Raw genomic sequence first — 15,380 nt, 5'->3', positions numbered from 1 at the left:
CCGTGCTCGCCCCAGAAGCCGTTGGGGTCCTTGACCGAGTGCGCATACATCTCACGGTATTTGGCGTCGTCGACATAAGCGCGCTTGGCCCAGTCGGCCGGCACGTCATAGATCTTCTCGGACATCGCTTTCCTCCACTCATTGCCGATCGCAAACGACGCGACAGCAAGCCGTCTTGATCATTGCCGCGATTATGCGTTGCCGCATTCCGGCCCGGCAAGGAAAAATGACTGTCACTTTCGTCGCGTCGAAGCCGCCGGATAGTCCGACGGCTTCTCATCTGATTGGGCGGTTTACCGCGCCTCGTTGACGAGTGAAACCTATGCTTCATCGCGTGCTCGAGGTCACTGGTCTCTTGGTCGTAGTGGTATCGTTCTCTGCTCCGCTTGCCGGCGTCTCACGCCGTCGGCGCGGACGGTGGCTGTCGCGAAAGAGTTGCCGACCGCGATCCGCCTGATGCGGAGTTGGGAAAGCCTCAAAGCCATGTTCAGGCGCGAGCTGACGCCGCGACGCGACGCCTCGACGTCAATTCTGCTGGACCACCAGCAGCGCATTTCGAAGAACAATCGCAGGGCCGCCGCGGCGATCTGCGCCGACGATTTCGTCTGAACCGCCTGTGCGGCTGGATCGCTGTCCAGGAGAGCCGGGTGGATCGTGAGGGGCCGCCCGGACTTGGCGCGAAACGGCACCATCCCTGACCTGTCTGCTGTGGCCGGGTCGTGCTGGCCGCGCTCAAAACCCGGTTCCCAGGCCGGGCTCCCGCCATTTTGACCGATCCTGGAGGGGCCAAAATCAAGGTTAGCGGGCGAATGGCACCCATGAAAGGTAATTAGAGACCGCCGATAACCGATTCACGACTCGCAATGTCAGGCCCGACGCCCTAAATCGCGAAACCGAGGCCAGATGGCCAACCGGAACCAAGCCCGAAGCAACGGCATTACCGGGAGAACAGCGGAACAAGGCGTCCTGGAAGTATGATGGATCAGCAGAACATCGCGGCTGTGCGGCCCATGTCCGCCGATCCCGCTGTCGCCCTGGCGAAGGCGCTGGGCCAATGGCCCAAGCAGCCGCCCCGGGCAAAACTCAAGCTGGACGCGCCGATCAAGACCTCCGTTGAGGATCTGGCGCGTGATCTCGGCCTGCGACTCGGCGACCAGAACGAGCTGACCATCCGCCGCATCAAGCGCGGCAAGAATTATTCGTTCGTGCGCGCAAATGGTTCGCGCATCCGCGACGCGCGGACGATCCGCCGGCTGCATGCGATGGCGGTTCCGCCGGCTTATCGCCAGGTGCGCTATTCCAGCGATCCGAGCTCGCATCTGCAGGCGGTCGGCCGCGATGCCGCGGGCCGGTTGCAGTACCGTTATCACGCCGACTGGGAGAAGGTCCGCGAGCAGCGCAAGGCGCATCGCCTGGCCAAGCTCGTCGCCGCGCTGCCGAAGATCCGGCGCAAGGTCTCGGCGTTCCTGTCCGGCGACGAGCCGACGCGCGAGTTCGCGTTGTCGGCGGTGATCGAACTGATCGCGCGCACCGCGATCCGGCCCGGCAACGAATCCTATGCCCGCCTCAACGGCACCCGCGGCGCCACCACGCTTTTGAAATCCAACGTCACGCTGGAAGACGATTCGCTGGTGCTGACCTTCAAGGCCAAGGGCGGCAAGGCCGTGCGCAAGGAATGCGACGCGGCCAAGCTGGTGCGTGCGATCGGCATTCTGCGCGCTGTTCCGGGCAAGCGCATGTTCCAGTATTACGACCGCTCCGGCGTCGTGCGCGCCGCCTCCACCACGGCGGTGAACGCGTTCCTGCGCGAGCTCGCCGGCATCAAGATCTCGCTGAAGGATTTCCGCACCCTGATGGCCTCGGCCGTCGTCGTGGAATCGCTGTCGCGGATCACGCCGGCCGCCAGCCAGCGTGGCCGCAAGCGCCAGGTGCTGGACGCGATCCGCGCCGCCGCCGACCAGCTCTCCAACACGCCGGCGATCTGCCGCAAGAGCTATGTCCACGACACCATCGTCACTGCCTTCGAGGACGGCATCCTCGAACGCTTCGCCGCGACGATGGGCGGTTACCGCACCCAGTCCAAGCGCGAGCAGTTGTTGGCGCAGGTGGTGATGGCGGCCGGGGCGTAGGCTCGCCGCATCCTCTACTGTCGTCCCGGCGAAGGCCGGGACCCATAACCCCAAATGGTGATTGTTGAGACGAGCTGTGGCCACAGCGCACTTTAACCATGCCCGCCTGTGGTTATGGGTCCCGGCCTTCGCCGGGACGACGGTGAAGTTCGTGGAACGCTACAGCCCGCCCATCTTGCAGACGTATTTCCATTCCTCTGATGTCACCGGCTGCACCGAGAGGCGTGAATATTTCACCAGCGCCATGTCGGCGAGCTTCTTGTCGGCCTTGATCGCGGCCATCGTCACCGGTGCCTTCAGCGGCTTGTCGGCCTTGATGTCGACGCAGACGAACTTGCCGGTCTTGTCGGTCGGGTCGGGATAGGCTTCCTTGACGATCTCCGCGATGCCGACGATCTCCTTGCCCTCGTTGGAATGATAGAAGAACGCCTTGTCGCCCTTCTTCATGTTGACGAGGTTCTGCCGCGCCGTGAAGTTGCGCACGCCGGTCCAGGCTTCGCCCTTGGCGCCCTTGGCGACCTGCTGGTCCCAGGACCAGACCGACGGCTCGGATTTCACCAGCCAGTAGTTCATCGCAACTCACCCCGTTCTCGATCGCTGATCGCGCGGCAATCTACAGGCACCCGGGCGCCCGCGACAAGCGCGGGCATCTAATGCCTCACTCACTGCTTCAGATATCGATCGAAGAATTTGGCGATGTCGGTGAAGGCTTCCTTGGTCTCGGGCGCATCGATGTTCATCTGGTACTGCGCGTGGGATTGCCCCTCGTAGACATTGAGATCGGCGATCACGCCGGCGCGCCGCAATTTGCGGTGTGTGCGAACCGTGTTGCTGAGGAACAGGTCGCGCGTGCCCGATGTCAGGATGGTCGGCGGAAACCCCTTGAAGTCACCATAGATCGGCGAAATGTAGGGATTCTTCAGGCTGGTCCCGTTGGCATAGAGCTTGGCCGCGCGGCCGAGCCACCCGTCCCAGGTCACCAACACGTTGTCGACCCACTCGTTGCTCGCGTAGCTGTCGCCGATCTTGTCGATGTCGGACCAAGGCGTGCCCGGCGCGATCGCAGCCGGCAGCGGCAGCTTCTCGTCCCTTGCCCGCAACACCATCGCAAGCGTCATTGCGCCGCCGGTCGAGGTGCCGAAGATCGCCAGCCGGTGCCGCTCGTGCGATTTCAGGACCTCCTTCCAGACCGCCATCGCGTCGTCCATCGCGGCCGGATAGGGGAAGTCCGGCGGCATCCGGTAGTCGACCGAGATCACCTTGTAGCCGCCAAAGCCGGCCATCATGATGGCTTCCGGCAACGCGGCTTCGCCGGGGCCGAACACGTAGCCGCCGCCATGCACGTGAATCAGCAGGCGCCGCCGGTTCTCGAGCGCGATCTTGTTCGGCGTCACGACGTAGCAGTGCACGCCGGCAATCCTGGTTTCCTCGACCTTGACGCCGAGCTTCGCCTTCATGGCCGGAATGCCCGCGATCAAGAGCTTGGCGCGGCGGTCGATCAACTCCTTCCACTCCGCAGGGGTCTTCGGGTCGGCGTTGAAATGCGGCGGGTAGGGCGCACCGATCATCGCCTGCATCTCCGGTGAGACATCACTTGAGGGATTGCCGATCGATTTAAGCGGGGCGACCCGCTTGCCATCCTCGGCGTTGGCCGCAGCCTCGCGCTTGGCGAGTTCGTCGTAAGGTGCGACCGTTTGCGCGCGCGTGGTGGCGCAGGAGGTGGCGACGGCAAACAGAATGCCGATCGAAGCGATAACGTGACGCGGTTGACGCATGTACTTTCCCCAAGTTCGGTTTCTTGTTGTTGGAGCGGGATCCGACGGTCGCCGCTACGCTAGCACAGCGCGCATGATCTCTGCGCGGAAGTCTGCCCCGTCAAGCGCGACCGGCGCAGACCCGCTATGGGTGCTCGAATGCCGTCTGGGGTAGCTCACCCGCGGCAAAGTCCAGGAAGCTGCGAATGCGCGGCGCCATCAGGCGTGCGCTGGGATAGACCAGCTGCACCGGGATCGGCGCGACTTCATAGTCCCGCAGCACGCGGACCAGGGACCCCGCCGCGAGTTCATCCGCAACCTGGTAGGACAGCACGCGGGTCAAGCCCATGCCGTCGCGCGTCAGTCCGATCGCCGTCTCGGCGCGGTTGACCTCCATGCGGCTCGATACCTTGATCTTCTGCGGACCGCTTTGCTTGTGCTGGAACGACCAGGTCGCGGGGCTCGCCTGATTGACGAAGGTTACGGCGTGATGCTGCGCAAGATCGTCGGGTCGGCGCGGCCGGCCGTGCCGCTTCAGATAATCGGGGCTGGCGACGACAATGCGCCGGACTTCACCGACGCGCCGGGCCCTCAGCGACGAGTCCGTCAGATGGCCGATCCGCAGCGCAACGTCGATCCGCTCGTCGATCAGATCGACCAGACGATCCTCGAGTGTCAGTTGCAGCGTGATGTCCGGGTGACGTTCAAGGAACCCGCGCACCAGCGGCGCGATGTGACGGCTGCCGAACAGCGTCGGCGCCGACAGCTTGATGTTGCCGCGCAGGCTTGCGGCCTCTCCGATCGCGCCATCGATCGCGTCGTCATAATCGGCGAGCAGGCGGCGCGCCTGCGCGGCAAGCCGCGCGCCGGAGTCGGTCAGCGACAGCTTTCGCGTGGTCCGTTGCAGCAGCCGGGTGCCGAGGCGCCGCTCGAGCTCGGCGACGATCCGTGTCGTCGAGGAGGGCGAACGTCCGAATTTGCGGCCGGCGGCCGCAAATTGTCCGCTGTCGACGATCGCGAGAAACAGGCGGAGCTCATCGAGCCGGTCCATCGTCATCCCCTCCCCGATTGTTCTGAAACGCGGAATGATCTCTGCTGAAATCGGGCGATTGTGCCAACACGCAATTGTGTGAACGGTGGCGGCACGCAATGCGGGGAAACGACATGCTTCTGGATCGCCGAACGTTTACGACCATGGCCGCGGCTTCCGTCACGGCCGCGACGGTATTGTCCGGTCGGACGCGCGCGGCAGACCGCCCGCCTTTCCGAGCCGTCGCTTTCGACGGCTTCCCCGTGATCGATCCCCGTCCGGTGTCCGCCCGGCTGGACGAGATGTTCCCCGGCATGGGCGCGGAGCTGGGCGCCGTGTGGCGAACCCGGCAATTCGAATACACCTGGCTCAGGACGCTCGGCGGGCAATATGCCGACTTCTGGCGCGTTACCGAGGACGCGCTGGTGTTCGCGGCGAAGGCGACGAAGATCTCGCTCTCGCCCGAGCAGCGCGACCGCCTGATGCAGACCTACCTGGAACTCAAGGCGTGGCCGGACGTCGCGCCGGCGCTCGTGCAGCTTCGCGCCGCCGGCCTGCGCCTGGCGTTTCTCTCCAACTTCACCGCACCGATGCTGGACGCGGCGATCAAGAATTCCGGACTCGAGGGGCTGTTCGAAGAACACCTCAGCACCGACAAGGTCGCTGCCTTCAAGCCGGATACGCGCGCCTATCAGATGGGTATCGACGCGTTCGGACTGAAGAAGGAGGAGATCGTCTTTGCCGCATTCGCCGGATGGGACGTGGCCGGCGCAAAATGGTTCGGTTATCCGACCTTTTGGGTCAACCGCACCAACGCATCAGCCGAGGAACTCGGCGTGACGCCCGATGGAACGGGGGCCGGGTTGCATGACCTCGTCGCCTTCGCGATGGCCCGGTGATCAGGGCGTCTTCGCGCGAAGCGGTTCGCGTGGAGAAAAACGTCAATACGACAAGCTCTAGCCTTCGGCCTTGAATGGCCGCGTCAGCAGGCCTTCGATCGCGTCATCGATCGTCAGCCGGTCGCTCAGGATCGCCGCGACCGCGTTTGACACCGGCATATCGACCTTCTGCGCAGCGGCGAGCTCGCACAGCACCGGCGCGGTGAACGCGCCTTCGGCGAGCTTGCCGATCGGCGCCGCTTCGCCGCGACCGAGCGCGAGGCCGAGCGCGAAATTGCGCGATTGCGCGGTCGAGCAGCTGAGCAGCAGGTCGCCCAATCCCGACAGGCCGGAGAGGGTTTCGGTGCGTGCGCCGCAGGCACGGCCCAATCTTGCGAGCTCGCTGAAGCCGCGCGTGGTCAGCGCCGCGAGCGCGGAGGCGCCGAGATTTTTGCCGACGACGATGCCGGCGGCGATCGCCAGCACGTTCTTGGCCGCGCCGCCGATCTCGACGCCGCGCACGTCTGACGTGTGATAGGGCCGGAAGGTCGCCGAGCCGAGCGCCTGGACGAGCGCGCGTGCCAGCGTCTCGTCCCGGGTGGCCAACGTCACGGCCGTCGGCAGTCCGCGCGCGACGTCGTCAGCAAAGCTCGGTCCCGACAGGATCGCGGGCACCGCGCGCGGCGCTGCTTCAGCGATCACTTCGGTCATGAATTTGTGCGTGCCGTGCTCGATGCCCTTGGCGCAGGCGATGACAGGCGTATCGGGTGTAAGGTATGGCGCAAGATGGCTGACCGCGGCGCGCAAATGCTGCGCCGGAGTGACGGCGAGGACGATGTCGGCGCGCGCGGCAGCCGCAATATCCGATGTCACCGCGATGCCGGGCTGCAGCTGGACACCAGCCAGCTTCGGATTGACCCGCGTCGCCTGGATCTGCGCGGCATGCTCGGCATTGCGCGCATACAGCGTCACCTTGCGCCCGGCGCGCGCCGCGACCTCGGCCAATGCCGTACCCCAGGCGCCCGCACCGATCACGCTGACTGACATATGCGCGGGCATCGGATCCCTCAGTTCAATATCCGGCGCGGCTGTTGGTGTGGCCCGCCGGCGCCTTGGCGTTGGCATCGAGCAGCCAGCGGGCGCGCGGCGGCGCTTCCAGCGTATCGGTGAGGCCGAGCGCCAACCGCTCGGCGCCGGCCCAGGCGATCATCGCGCCATTGTCGGTGCAGAGCGCCGGCGGCGGGATGATCAGCGTGGTCTGCGCTTTCGCCGCGACATCCTGCAGCGCGCTGCGGATGGCATGGTTGGCGGCAACGCCGCCGGCCGCGACCAGCGCGCGCGGCGTGCCGAACCGCTCCTGGAACAACCGCAAGCCGACGGTCAGCCGATCCGCGGTCGATTCCAGCACCGCGGCCTGGAAGCTCGCGCAGAGATCGCTGATGTCCTGCGGCTCCAACGGTTCAAGCCGGCTGGCTTCGTTGCGTACCGCCGTCTTCAATCCCGACAGCGAGAAGTTCGCATCGGGACGGCCGAGCATCGGGCGCGGAAACGCAAACCGCGTCGGGTCGCCGCCGGCCGCGGCGCGCTCGACTTGCGGGCCGCCGGGATAGGGCAGCGACAGCATCTTCGCTACCTTGTCGAACGCCTCGCCCATCGCGTCGTCGACCGTGGTGCCGAGCCGCACATACTCGCCGACGCCGACCACGGCGACGATCTGGGTGTGGCCGCCCGAGGCCAGGAACAGGCAGTAGGGAAACGCCAGCGCGCAGGTCAGCCGCGGCGTCAGCGCGTGCGCCTCGAGATGGTTCACCGCGATCAGCGGTGTATCATGCACCATCGCGATCGCCTTCGCGGTGGTGAGACCGACGATCACGCCGCCAATCAGGCCGGGGCCGGCAGCGGCCGCAACCGCCGATAATTGTCCGTAGCCGAGGCCGGCCTCCTTCATGGCGCTATCGACGATCCCGTCGAGCAGGTCAACATGGGCGCGCGCCGCGATCTCCGGCACCACGCCGCCGAAGCGAGCGTGTTCGTCGATCTGCGAGCGCACGACGTTGGAGAGGATCCTTGCCTGTCCGTCAGCCTGGCGCTCGACCACGGCGGCTGCGGTTTCATCGCAGGTGGTCTCGATCCCCAGCACCAGCATCGGTGGTTCGTGTCCCAATTTCGGCCCTTGTGCTACCAGCATGATCCGGACAGGCCGGAACCGGTTTCCGGCAAGATCATGTTCATCAGAATGTCCCCTCCGGGGTAGCATTGCGAGGTCTTAAAGTGCAATCGGTCGGCAAGGTCCAATTCGCAAGCCGGGAGACCTGATCCGTGACCATCCTTGTCACACGACCGCATCCGGACAACGAAGCGACGCTCGCGACGCTGCGCCAGCGCGGCTTCGAGGCGCTCGCGGCACCGGTGTTGCGCTTCGAGCCATTACCGTTTCATGACGACGACGCGGATTATGACGCGGTCATCCTGACCAGCGCCAACGCGCCGCGCGCGATCGATCTCGCCGGCAGCCGGCTGCTGCGGCTGCCGCTGTTCGCGGTCGGGGCACACACCGCCGACGCCGCGCGCGCCGCGGGCTTCGACAAGGTGATGGTGGCCAAGGGCGATGCGGTGAGCTTGCGCGATCTGGTGCTCGCGCAGGTCAAGGCCGGCGAACTAGAGGCGTCGGCCACGCTGCTCTATCTCGCCGGCGCCGACCTGTCGCGCGACCTGGCGGGCGAGCTCAGCGAAACCGGCTTGAGCGTCGTCACCCACACCACCTACCGGATGGCGCCGGTGGCCGGCTTCCCGACGGAGGTCAGTGACGCCTTCCTGGCCAGCCGGATCACCGCGGTGCTGCATTATTCCCGCCGCAGCGCGCAGGCGTTCCTGGACACCATCCGGGCCGACGGAATCGAGATTTCGGCGCTCGCTCTGCCGCAATGCTGCATCTCGGCCGCGGTCGGCTCGGTGCTCCATGATGCCGGCGCGACCAAGGTGGTGGTGGCGGCGCGGCCGGACGAAGATACCCTGCTGGAGGCGCTGGTGCGCGCCCTGCGGCCCTGAGCGGAATAATTCTTTCGTCTGCCCATGATGTTAGGCAATGCTCCGTTTTTCGGATCGTGCTCTAAGAACCTCGGCCGATTCTGCTACAATGTGCGGCCAGTAGTTTTGAGGACCCCGCGATGGCTGAAGAAAGGCCCGACGACCCAGGACCTTCGCCGGATTCCCGGCCCAAGCGCGCGCCGCCGACCATCGATCTTCAGGCGACCGAGATCTCCAGCGAGCCCCCTAAGGCCGAGGGGGGCGAGGAAGCCGCCAAGGATGCCGATAAGGCAGCGGAGGCGCCCGCGCCCGAGGCGGAGCCCCAACCCGATCCTGCTCCCCACGCAGCGCCGCAGCCCGAGGCCGCCTCCGCGGCGCCCCAGGCCGAGCCGTCGCGGCCGGTGTCGCCCTGGGTGGTGGCGCCGGTATCGGGCGCGGTCGCGGCGGCGCTGGTGATCGGGGTCGGCTGGCTGCTCGGCTGGCCCGCGGTGCCGTCGGCGCCGCAGCCCAGCGCCACAACGGTGGATGAACTCGGCACACGCCTGACCGCGCTTGAATCGAAAGCCAGCAGGCCGGTGGCCGCGGCCGCTGATCCCGCGGCCACCGCGCGGCTTGAGGCGCTCGACAAATCGATCGCCGCGTTGCGCACCGAGCTTGCCGCGACGCGGGCGCAATCCGACAAGCTTGCCGCTGCCGTCAATGACGCGAAAGCCGCGCCGCGCGATGGCGCGGCTGCGCCCGATATCTCCGGCATCACGGCGCGCATCGATAAGGTCGAGGGCGCGGTGAAGGCGCAGGGTGCGGCGATCGCCAGGCAGGACAGCAAGATCGCCGATACCAAGGCCGAGGCGAAGGCGGACGACGTGCCGCTGCGCCGCGTGGTCGCGGCCGCGCTGCTCGATAGCGCGGTTCGTCACGGCGATCCCTATGTCTCCGCGCTCGAAGCCGCGAAGGGGCTGTCGGATGATGCCGCGGTGCTGAAGCCGCTCGAGACGTTCGCGACGTCGGGCGTGCCGAACCCAAACAAGCTGTGCCGCGAGCTGATCGAGATCGTGCCGCAGCTCGCGCCGCCGTCGCCGGACGCTGCGGCCGCCAGCGCCGGGCTTGTCGATCGCTTGAAGGCCGGCGCCTCCAATCTGATCCAGATCGAGCGGACCGACGGCACCGGGACCGATCGCGGCAGCATCGTCGCGCGTGTGACATCGGCCGCCGTGCATAATGACCTCGCATTGACCGAGCGCGAATTGAAGTCGCTGCCGCCGGCCGATCGCACCGCGGCGCAAGCCTGGCTCGCCAAGGTGGACGCACGCCGCGCCGCGCTCGACGCGTCGCGTAAATTCGCCGACAACGCCATGGCGGCGCTCGCCACGGTCAACCAGTAAGTCTTTGCAAGGTTCTCGATGATCCGGATCATTCTGTTCCTGCTGCTGATCGCGCTCGCTGCAGCGGGTGCGGCCTGGTTGGCCGATCAGCCCGGCGATCTCGTGCTGAACTGGGGCGGTTTGCGCTTCACGTCCAAGCAGCCGATGTACCTGCTCGGCCTCGTCATCATCGTCGCGATGGTCGCCGGCGTGATCCTGCGCTCCTTATGGAAGATCCCGGGCCACATCCGCCGCGGCCGGCGCGAGCGGCGCCACGCGCGCGGCCGTCACGCCATCACGCAAGGCCTGCTCGCGATCGGACACGGCGATTCGTCGTCGGCGCGGGCGCATGCCGAAACGGCACGGCGTCACGCCGGAGGCGATCCGCTGGCGCTGTTGCTGCACGCGCAATCGGCGCAGCTCGACGGTGACCGCGACGGCGCGCAGCGCGCCTTCCGCGCCATGGCCGAGCGCGCGGACACGCGGCTGCTCGGCCTGCGCGGCCTGTTCATCGAGGCGCAGCGCGCCGACGATCCGGTGGCGGCCGTGATGATTGCCGAGGAAGCGCTGAAAATGTCGCCGTCCTCGTCCTGGGCCTCGCATGCGGTGCTCGGCTTCTGCTGCGCCAAGGGCGATTGGGCCGGTGCGCTGTCGATCATCGACAACAACCAGGCTGCAGGACTGATCGACAAGGCGACCTATCGGCGGCAGCGCGGCGTGCTGCTCACGGCCCGTGCGCTGGAGTTCGAGACCGTCGACCGCGACCTGTCGCGTTCGAGCGCGATGGAGGCGCTCAAGCTGGCGCCGACGCTGATTCCGGCGGCGGTGCTGGCCGCCAAATTCGAGAGCGAGGCGCATCAAGTGCGCCGTGCGATGCGGATCGTCGAGACCGCGTGGCTGGCGCAGCCGCATCCCGATCTCGCCGATGCCTATTCGCATGTGCGGCTCGGCGATGCCGCGCGCCAGCGCCTGGTGCGGGTCGAGACGCTGGCGGCGAAAACGCCGGGCCATATCGAGGGCGCGCTGGCGATCGCGCGCGCTGCGATCGATGCGACCGAGTTCGCCAGGGCGCGTGCGGCGCTGGAGCCGTTCACAGCGGCGCCGACGCAACGGGTCGCGCTGCTGATGGCGGAGATCGAGCGCACCGAACATGGCGACGGCGGCCGGGCGCGAGCCTGGACCTTGCGCGCGGTGCGCGCGCTGCACGATCCGGTGTGGACCGCGGACGGCTACGTCTCCGACCGCTGGCGTCCGGTGTCGCCGGTCACCGGCCGTCTCGACGCCTTCCAGTGGCAGACGCCGGTGGCGGCGCTGCCGTCCGACAAGGGCCATGCGATCGAGCCCTCGCCGTTCGAGGAGGCGATGCTGGCGCCGCGGCGGGTTGAGCCGCCAAAGGAAGCGGTCAGCGAGCCGCCCGAGCCGGTCGAGGTCAAGCCGGTCGAGACGAAGTCCTTGGAGCCGGTCGCGCCGCCTGTGCAGGACAACGCCCCGGAGCGAGCGGCGATCGAGGCCGACCCGGCCCCTGTTCAGGCCGATCCGCCCGCCCCGGAGCCGGAACCGGCCGCCGAATCGGCTCCCCCGGCCCCTGCCCCGCTGTTCCGGTCCCGGACCGACCTGCCGAAGGCGGCGCCTGCGCCCATTCCGGCCGTGATCCCGATCGTCCGGGCCCCTGACGACCCCGGGGTCGACGAGGACGGCGTCGTGGACGAATTTGCGGAACAAATCGGCCCGGCCAGGGCCCAGATCGGCGGTTGGCGCGGATTTCTGGCACGTTTGGGAAGCTAATTGGCGGTTAGATAACCGGTGTGCGGTTCAATAGCCGCGTTTTCCTTGCCAATCAGGGTCATGCCCGATATCAGGTGGCGCGCTGTCAGGCCGTTGCCGAACGGTTCGCCGCAATAGCTCAGTTGGTAGAGCACGTCATTCGTAATGACGGGGTCGGGGGTTCGAGTCCCTCTTGCGGCACCACTCCTCAGGAACATCTCCCGTCTGGATGCGCAGGCGCGATTCACTCGCCTGGATTCTCGCACGGCACAATCTGCATATGATCGCAATCGCGACCGGTCCGCCTGCTGCGAGCTCGCTTGCGCGGATACGATTGGAGACTCCGGTGGCCACGAGGTGCGTCAGTACGCTGTACAACTCCGGAGCGAGATGCCAAAACACGAAGACGACGCCGAATGCAGCGCGGCGCGAGGCGAATGCTTCAGGCGTCGTGGATCAGGCCAGTTGGTGCATCCGACGCTCAGTCTCAATTGGTGTCGGTGCAGTCTACAGCCGCGTCGATACGAACGCGGTATTCAGATGGGTGACGACGAACGTGGCGAGGTCAACGCCCGAGCCGATCTGCAACACCCGGAACGCATCCTCAGGTCGCGAACTCCAGTGCAACACCAGCCGCACACAATGCGCAAGCCGACTAAATGATTGGTGAGATGAGGCGCGACATGGAGCAGAATAAACGCTGCGGAATCGGTGTTCGTTGATTGTGCGTTTTCGCGCGGAAGCCTAATACCTGAACTACGATTGCCGGGGAATGACGTTGGTGCCGAAGGATCGTGATAGCGACTTTCAACGACAGCTTGCCTTCCTGAGGGGGTTCCAGCGCGCCCACGATCGTCCGCTCCGCGTCTTGCATATCGGCAATATCGCGAACAACGCCTACAACAATGCCTTGATTCAGCGGCGCTTTGGAATCGAAGCGGACGTCATTTGCTATAACTACTATCACGTCATGGGTTGCCCGGAATGGGAGGCCGCAAGCTTCGACGGCAACGTCGACAACATGTTCCCGGATTGGTGGGCCACCGAGTTAGGCGGTTGGCGGCGACCGGATTGGTTTGTGCAAGGCCCCGTTCTCGATTGCCTCTCGTACCTTCGTGCAAAGAACACCGGCGACGCCGAAGCCGCCGTATTTTTCTGGACGCTGCTGCAGGCAAGATATTGGGAGATGCTTGATGGCATCGCTGCCGCGGAGAGCCGGGTCCGCCCACCGATGCCGGAGCATCTGGCAGATACAATTTCAATTGCGCGCGAGTTTCAGGACTTCCAGGCAAGCAAGGTAACTCCGCAGCCGCCCGATCAGCCGACCATCGTCTTGCCAGAGGCGACCGTGGCGCCTGAGCCTGTACGCTCCCCGATTTTGCCAACCTCATCAAAGGCGGACTCGCCGGATCCGCAGACTGAGCAAAGCCGAACCCTCGCCAACGAATATCCAAATTCCGAAGGACCAGGCCGCTTCGTATCAATCTACCGCTCCCTGCTGGCGAAGTACGTATTTGTTCATTTGCAGCGTGAGGCGGAGACCGGCGTTGTCGACGGGTCGAGCTTGGCGGTCGCAATCTGGCGAAGTCAGAGACGCAGCCGCGGCTTGCCGCGTTTTGGCTTCGAGTTTCCTGCTGATGTCTTCACGACCTCGAATCCCGACACCGCGACGTCGGCTGCAAGCGATAGCAATCAAGATGGGACGTTCGGCGCTTCGCGGTCACCAGATCCCGAAGGGCCAGGCCGCCTCGTATCAATCTACCGTTCCCTGCTAACGAAGTATGTATTCGTTCATTTGCAGCGTGAGGCGCAAACCGGCGTTGTCGACGGGTCGAGCTTGGCAGTCGCAATCTGGCGAAGTCAGAGGCGCAGCCGCGGCCTGCCGCGCTTTGGCTTCGAGTTTACTGTCGATGCCTTCACGACCTCGAAGCCTGACATCGCGACGTCGGCTGCAAGCGACAGCAATCAAGATGGGACGTTTGGCGATCCGCGGTCACCCACTCCCAAAGGAACTGGCCGCCTTACATCGATCTATCGCTCTCTGCTGACGAAGTACGTATTTGTTCATTTGCGGCGTGAGGCGGAAACCGGCGTTGCCGACGGGTCGAGCTTGGCGGTCGCAATCTGGCGAAGTCAGAGACGCAGCCGCGGCTTGCCGCGCTTCGGCTTCGAGTTTCCCGCTGATGCCTTCATGATCCCGGATCCTGACGCCGCGCCGCCGGTTGCAAGCGAACGCGATGTCTTCACGATCCCAAATCTTGACACCGTGACGCCGGCCGCAAGCAACGGCGTGGCCGCCGACGTCGGTTCATCAGGCATTGCCGTGGTGACTAAACCGGACATCGTCGACCGTCCGGAGTTTCGCTATTTCGAAAAATACGGCAAGGGCGAGGATCGAAACGCTTCGCAACGTGCGGCACTTCTCGGTGACTTGTTGCGACAGTTCACGGATTATCCGGCAGAAGCCCTGGTCTTGGTCGAAGCCTTTGCATCCACCATCGCCAATGAATTCGCTGACGTATTGGAGCACTATGACATCATTCAGGGTTACTCGATCGACGGGTTCATTCCGTTCATCAATGGACTCAAGAATTACACGTGTTACGAGCATGGCACGTTGCGGGAACTGCCTTTTGAGAAGACCTACAATGGCATTCTTTGTTCGGCGTCGTACCAGAATGCGGCTTTCTCCTTCGTGACCAATTCGGACGTGCTGCCGTCCGTGGCACGGCTGAAATTGAAGAGAGAGCGGACCGTTTATCTTCCACACGCCTTCGACGATGAAAAAATCTCGACCTTTCGAGCAGGACTCAAGATTTCGAAGCAGGACTCCAAGGTCACCACATTCTTCAGCCCGACGCGCCATCACTGGCACTCAGCGCCCGTTTCGATGCAGAAGGGTAATGATCATTTCTTGAGGGCGGCCGCGCAGGTTGCGCAAGCGGATCGCGATTTTCGTATCATCCTGGTCGAGTGGGGCGTTGACGTTCACCGAAGCAAAGAACTCATCCAGGAACTTGGAATCGAGGATATGGTTTCGTGGATGCCGTCGTTGAACAAGGCGGAGCTTCGACAGCTCTACTGCTCGAGCGACGTCGTCGTCGATCAGTTCAGGATACCGGCGATCGGCGGAGTTACCTTTGAGGCAATGGCGCTCGGACGCCGCGTCATAACCAATCTTGATGAAGCGCAATCGGCAGAGTTCTTTGGAGCGGCGCCGCCCTGTCTGGTCGCCGACAGCGTGGAGACCTGCGTAGCGCGGATTCTCGAGGTTCTTGCCGATCCGCTGGACGGCAATGGCCGCGGCGATGCCGCGCGTCTGTGGTTCGAGAAGTGTCATTCCGCGCAACGCGTTGTCGCGCTTCAGCTGGCCGCCTATCGAACGATTTGCGCCGCCTAGAGCATTTTCGGTTCTGATTGAATCAAAGCCGAAGCTC

13 protein-coding genes and 1 tRNA gene are annotated in these 15,380 nt (G+C 65.1%); 8 read left to right on the top strand and 6 right to left on the bottom strand.

Annotated features, from left to right (window positions below):
- Positions 1-417: 417 nt before the first annotated feature.
- Together CO675_RS37410 and CO675_RS37405 are read left to right on the top strand one after the other, a co-directional pair.
- Positions 418-609 carry a hypothetical protein gene (locus tag CO675_RS37410; RefSeq protein WP_097676877.1) on the top strand — a complete coding sequence of 64 codons (192 nt, stop codon included), beginning with the start codon at positions 418-420 and terminating at the stop codon, positions 607-609.
- A gap of 365 nt (positions 610-974) precedes the next feature.
- Positions 975-2,129, top strand: coding sequence for a DNA topoisomerase IB (locus CO675_RS37405; RefSeq protein ID WP_097676876.1), 1,155 nt, complete (start codon positions 975-977; stop codon positions 2,127-2,129).
- A gap of 159 nt (positions 2,130-2,288) precedes the next feature.
- Here CO675_RS37405 and CO675_RS37400 read toward each other — a convergent pair whose 3' ends face one another.
- The 3 genes from CO675_RS37400 to CO675_RS37390 form a co-directional block, all read right to left on the bottom strand.
- Complete coding sequence (locus tag CO675_RS37400; RefSeq protein ID WP_097676875.1) at positions 2,289-2,702, bottom strand: EVE domain-containing protein; 414 nt, start codon at positions 2,700-2,702, stop codon at positions 2,289-2,291.
- Positions 2,703-2,791: 89 nt separating this feature from the next.
- Entirely contained in the window at positions 2,792-3,904 is a 1,113-nt protein-coding gene (locus CO675_RS37395) for an alpha/beta hydrolase (RefSeq protein ID WP_097676874.1), read from the bottom strand.
- Positions 3,905-4,028: 124 nt separating this feature from the next.
- Positions 4,029-4,934 carry a LysR family transcriptional regulator gene (locus tag CO675_RS37390; protein WP_097676887.1) on the bottom strand — a complete coding sequence of 302 codons (906 nt, stop codon included), beginning with the start codon at positions 4,932-4,934 and terminating at the stop codon, positions 4,029-4,031.
- 113 nt (positions 4,935-5,047) lie between these two features.
- Between CO675_RS37390 and CO675_RS37385 the strand changes: the two genes are divergently transcribed.
- The gene (locus CO675_RS37385) at positions 5,048-5,812 is read left to right on the top strand and encodes a haloacid dehalogenase type II (protein ID WP_097676873.1); all 765 of its coding nucleotides are present in this window, start codon (positions 5,048-5,050) and stop codon (positions 5,810-5,812) included.
- Positions 5,813-5,869: 57 nt separating this feature from the next.
- On the opposite strand, the gene CO675_RS37380 is transcribed toward CO675_RS37385, so the two are convergent.
- Positions 5,870-6,850, bottom strand: coding sequence for an NAD(P)H-dependent glycerol-3-phosphate dehydrogenase (locus CO675_RS37380; RefSeq protein WP_097676872.1), 981 nt, complete (start codon positions 6,848-6,850; stop codon positions 5,870-5,872).
- 13 nt (positions 6,851-6,863) lie between these two features.
- A complete protein-coding gene (tsaD, locus tag CO675_RS37375; RefSeq protein ID WP_097676871.1) occupies positions 6,864-7,937 on the bottom strand; it encodes a tRNA (adenosine(37)-N6)-threonylcarbamoyltransferase complex transferase subunit TsaD in 1,074 nt (357 codons plus the stop codon).
- A 173-nt stretch (positions 7,938-8,110) separates the two neighbouring features.
- On the opposite strand from tsaD, the gene CO675_RS37370 reads away from it, so the two are divergent.
- From CO675_RS37370 to CO675_RS37360, 3 genes are all read left to right on the top strand, one after another.
- Positions 8,111-8,839, top strand: a complete 729-nt coding sequence (locus CO675_RS37370; protein ID WP_097676870.1) for a uroporphyrinogen-III synthase — start codon at positions 8,111-8,113, stop codon at positions 8,837-8,839.
- 119 nt (positions 8,840-8,958) lie between these two features.
- Entirely contained in the window at positions 8,959-10,200 is a 1,242-nt protein-coding gene (locus CO675_RS37365; protein ID WP_097676869.1) for a COG4223 family protein, read from the top strand.
- An 18-nt stretch (positions 10,201-10,218) separates the two neighbouring features.
- Entirely contained in the window at positions 10,219-11,964 is a 1,746-nt protein-coding gene (locus CO675_RS37360) for a heme biosynthesis protein HemY (protein WP_097676868.1), read from the top strand.
- Here CO675_RS37360 and CO675_RS40790 read toward each other — a convergent pair.
- Positions 11,961-12,098: a hypothetical protein gene (locus CO675_RS40790; RefSeq protein WP_158231370.1), complete on the bottom strand. Its 138-nt coding sequence runs from the start codon at positions 12,096-12,098 to the stop codon at positions 11,961-11,963. The two genes, CO675_RS37360 and CO675_RS40790, sit on opposite strands and share 4 nt — an antisense overlap.
- Here CO675_RS40790 and CO675_RS37355 point away from each other — a divergent pair.
- Positions 12,072-12,147 (top strand) — tRNA-Thr (locus CO675_RS37355). The genes CO675_RS40790 and CO675_RS37355 overlap by 27 nt on opposite strands.
- A gap of 568 nt (positions 12,148-12,715) precedes the next feature.
- A complete protein-coding gene (locus CO675_RS37350; protein ID WP_097676867.1) occupies positions 12,716-15,343 on the top strand; it encodes a glycosyltransferase family 4 protein in 2,628 nt (875 codons plus the stop codon).
- Positions 15,344-15,380 lie beyond the last annotated feature (37 nt).

The sequence above is a fragment of the Bradyrhizobium sp. C9 genome (assembly GCF_002532045.1).
In the GTDB taxonomy this organism is placed as follows: Bacteria; Pseudomonadota; Alphaproteobacteria; order Rhizobiales; family Xanthobacteraceae; genus Bradyrhizobium.
This window is presented reverse-complemented; position numbering and strand designations above follow the sequence as displayed.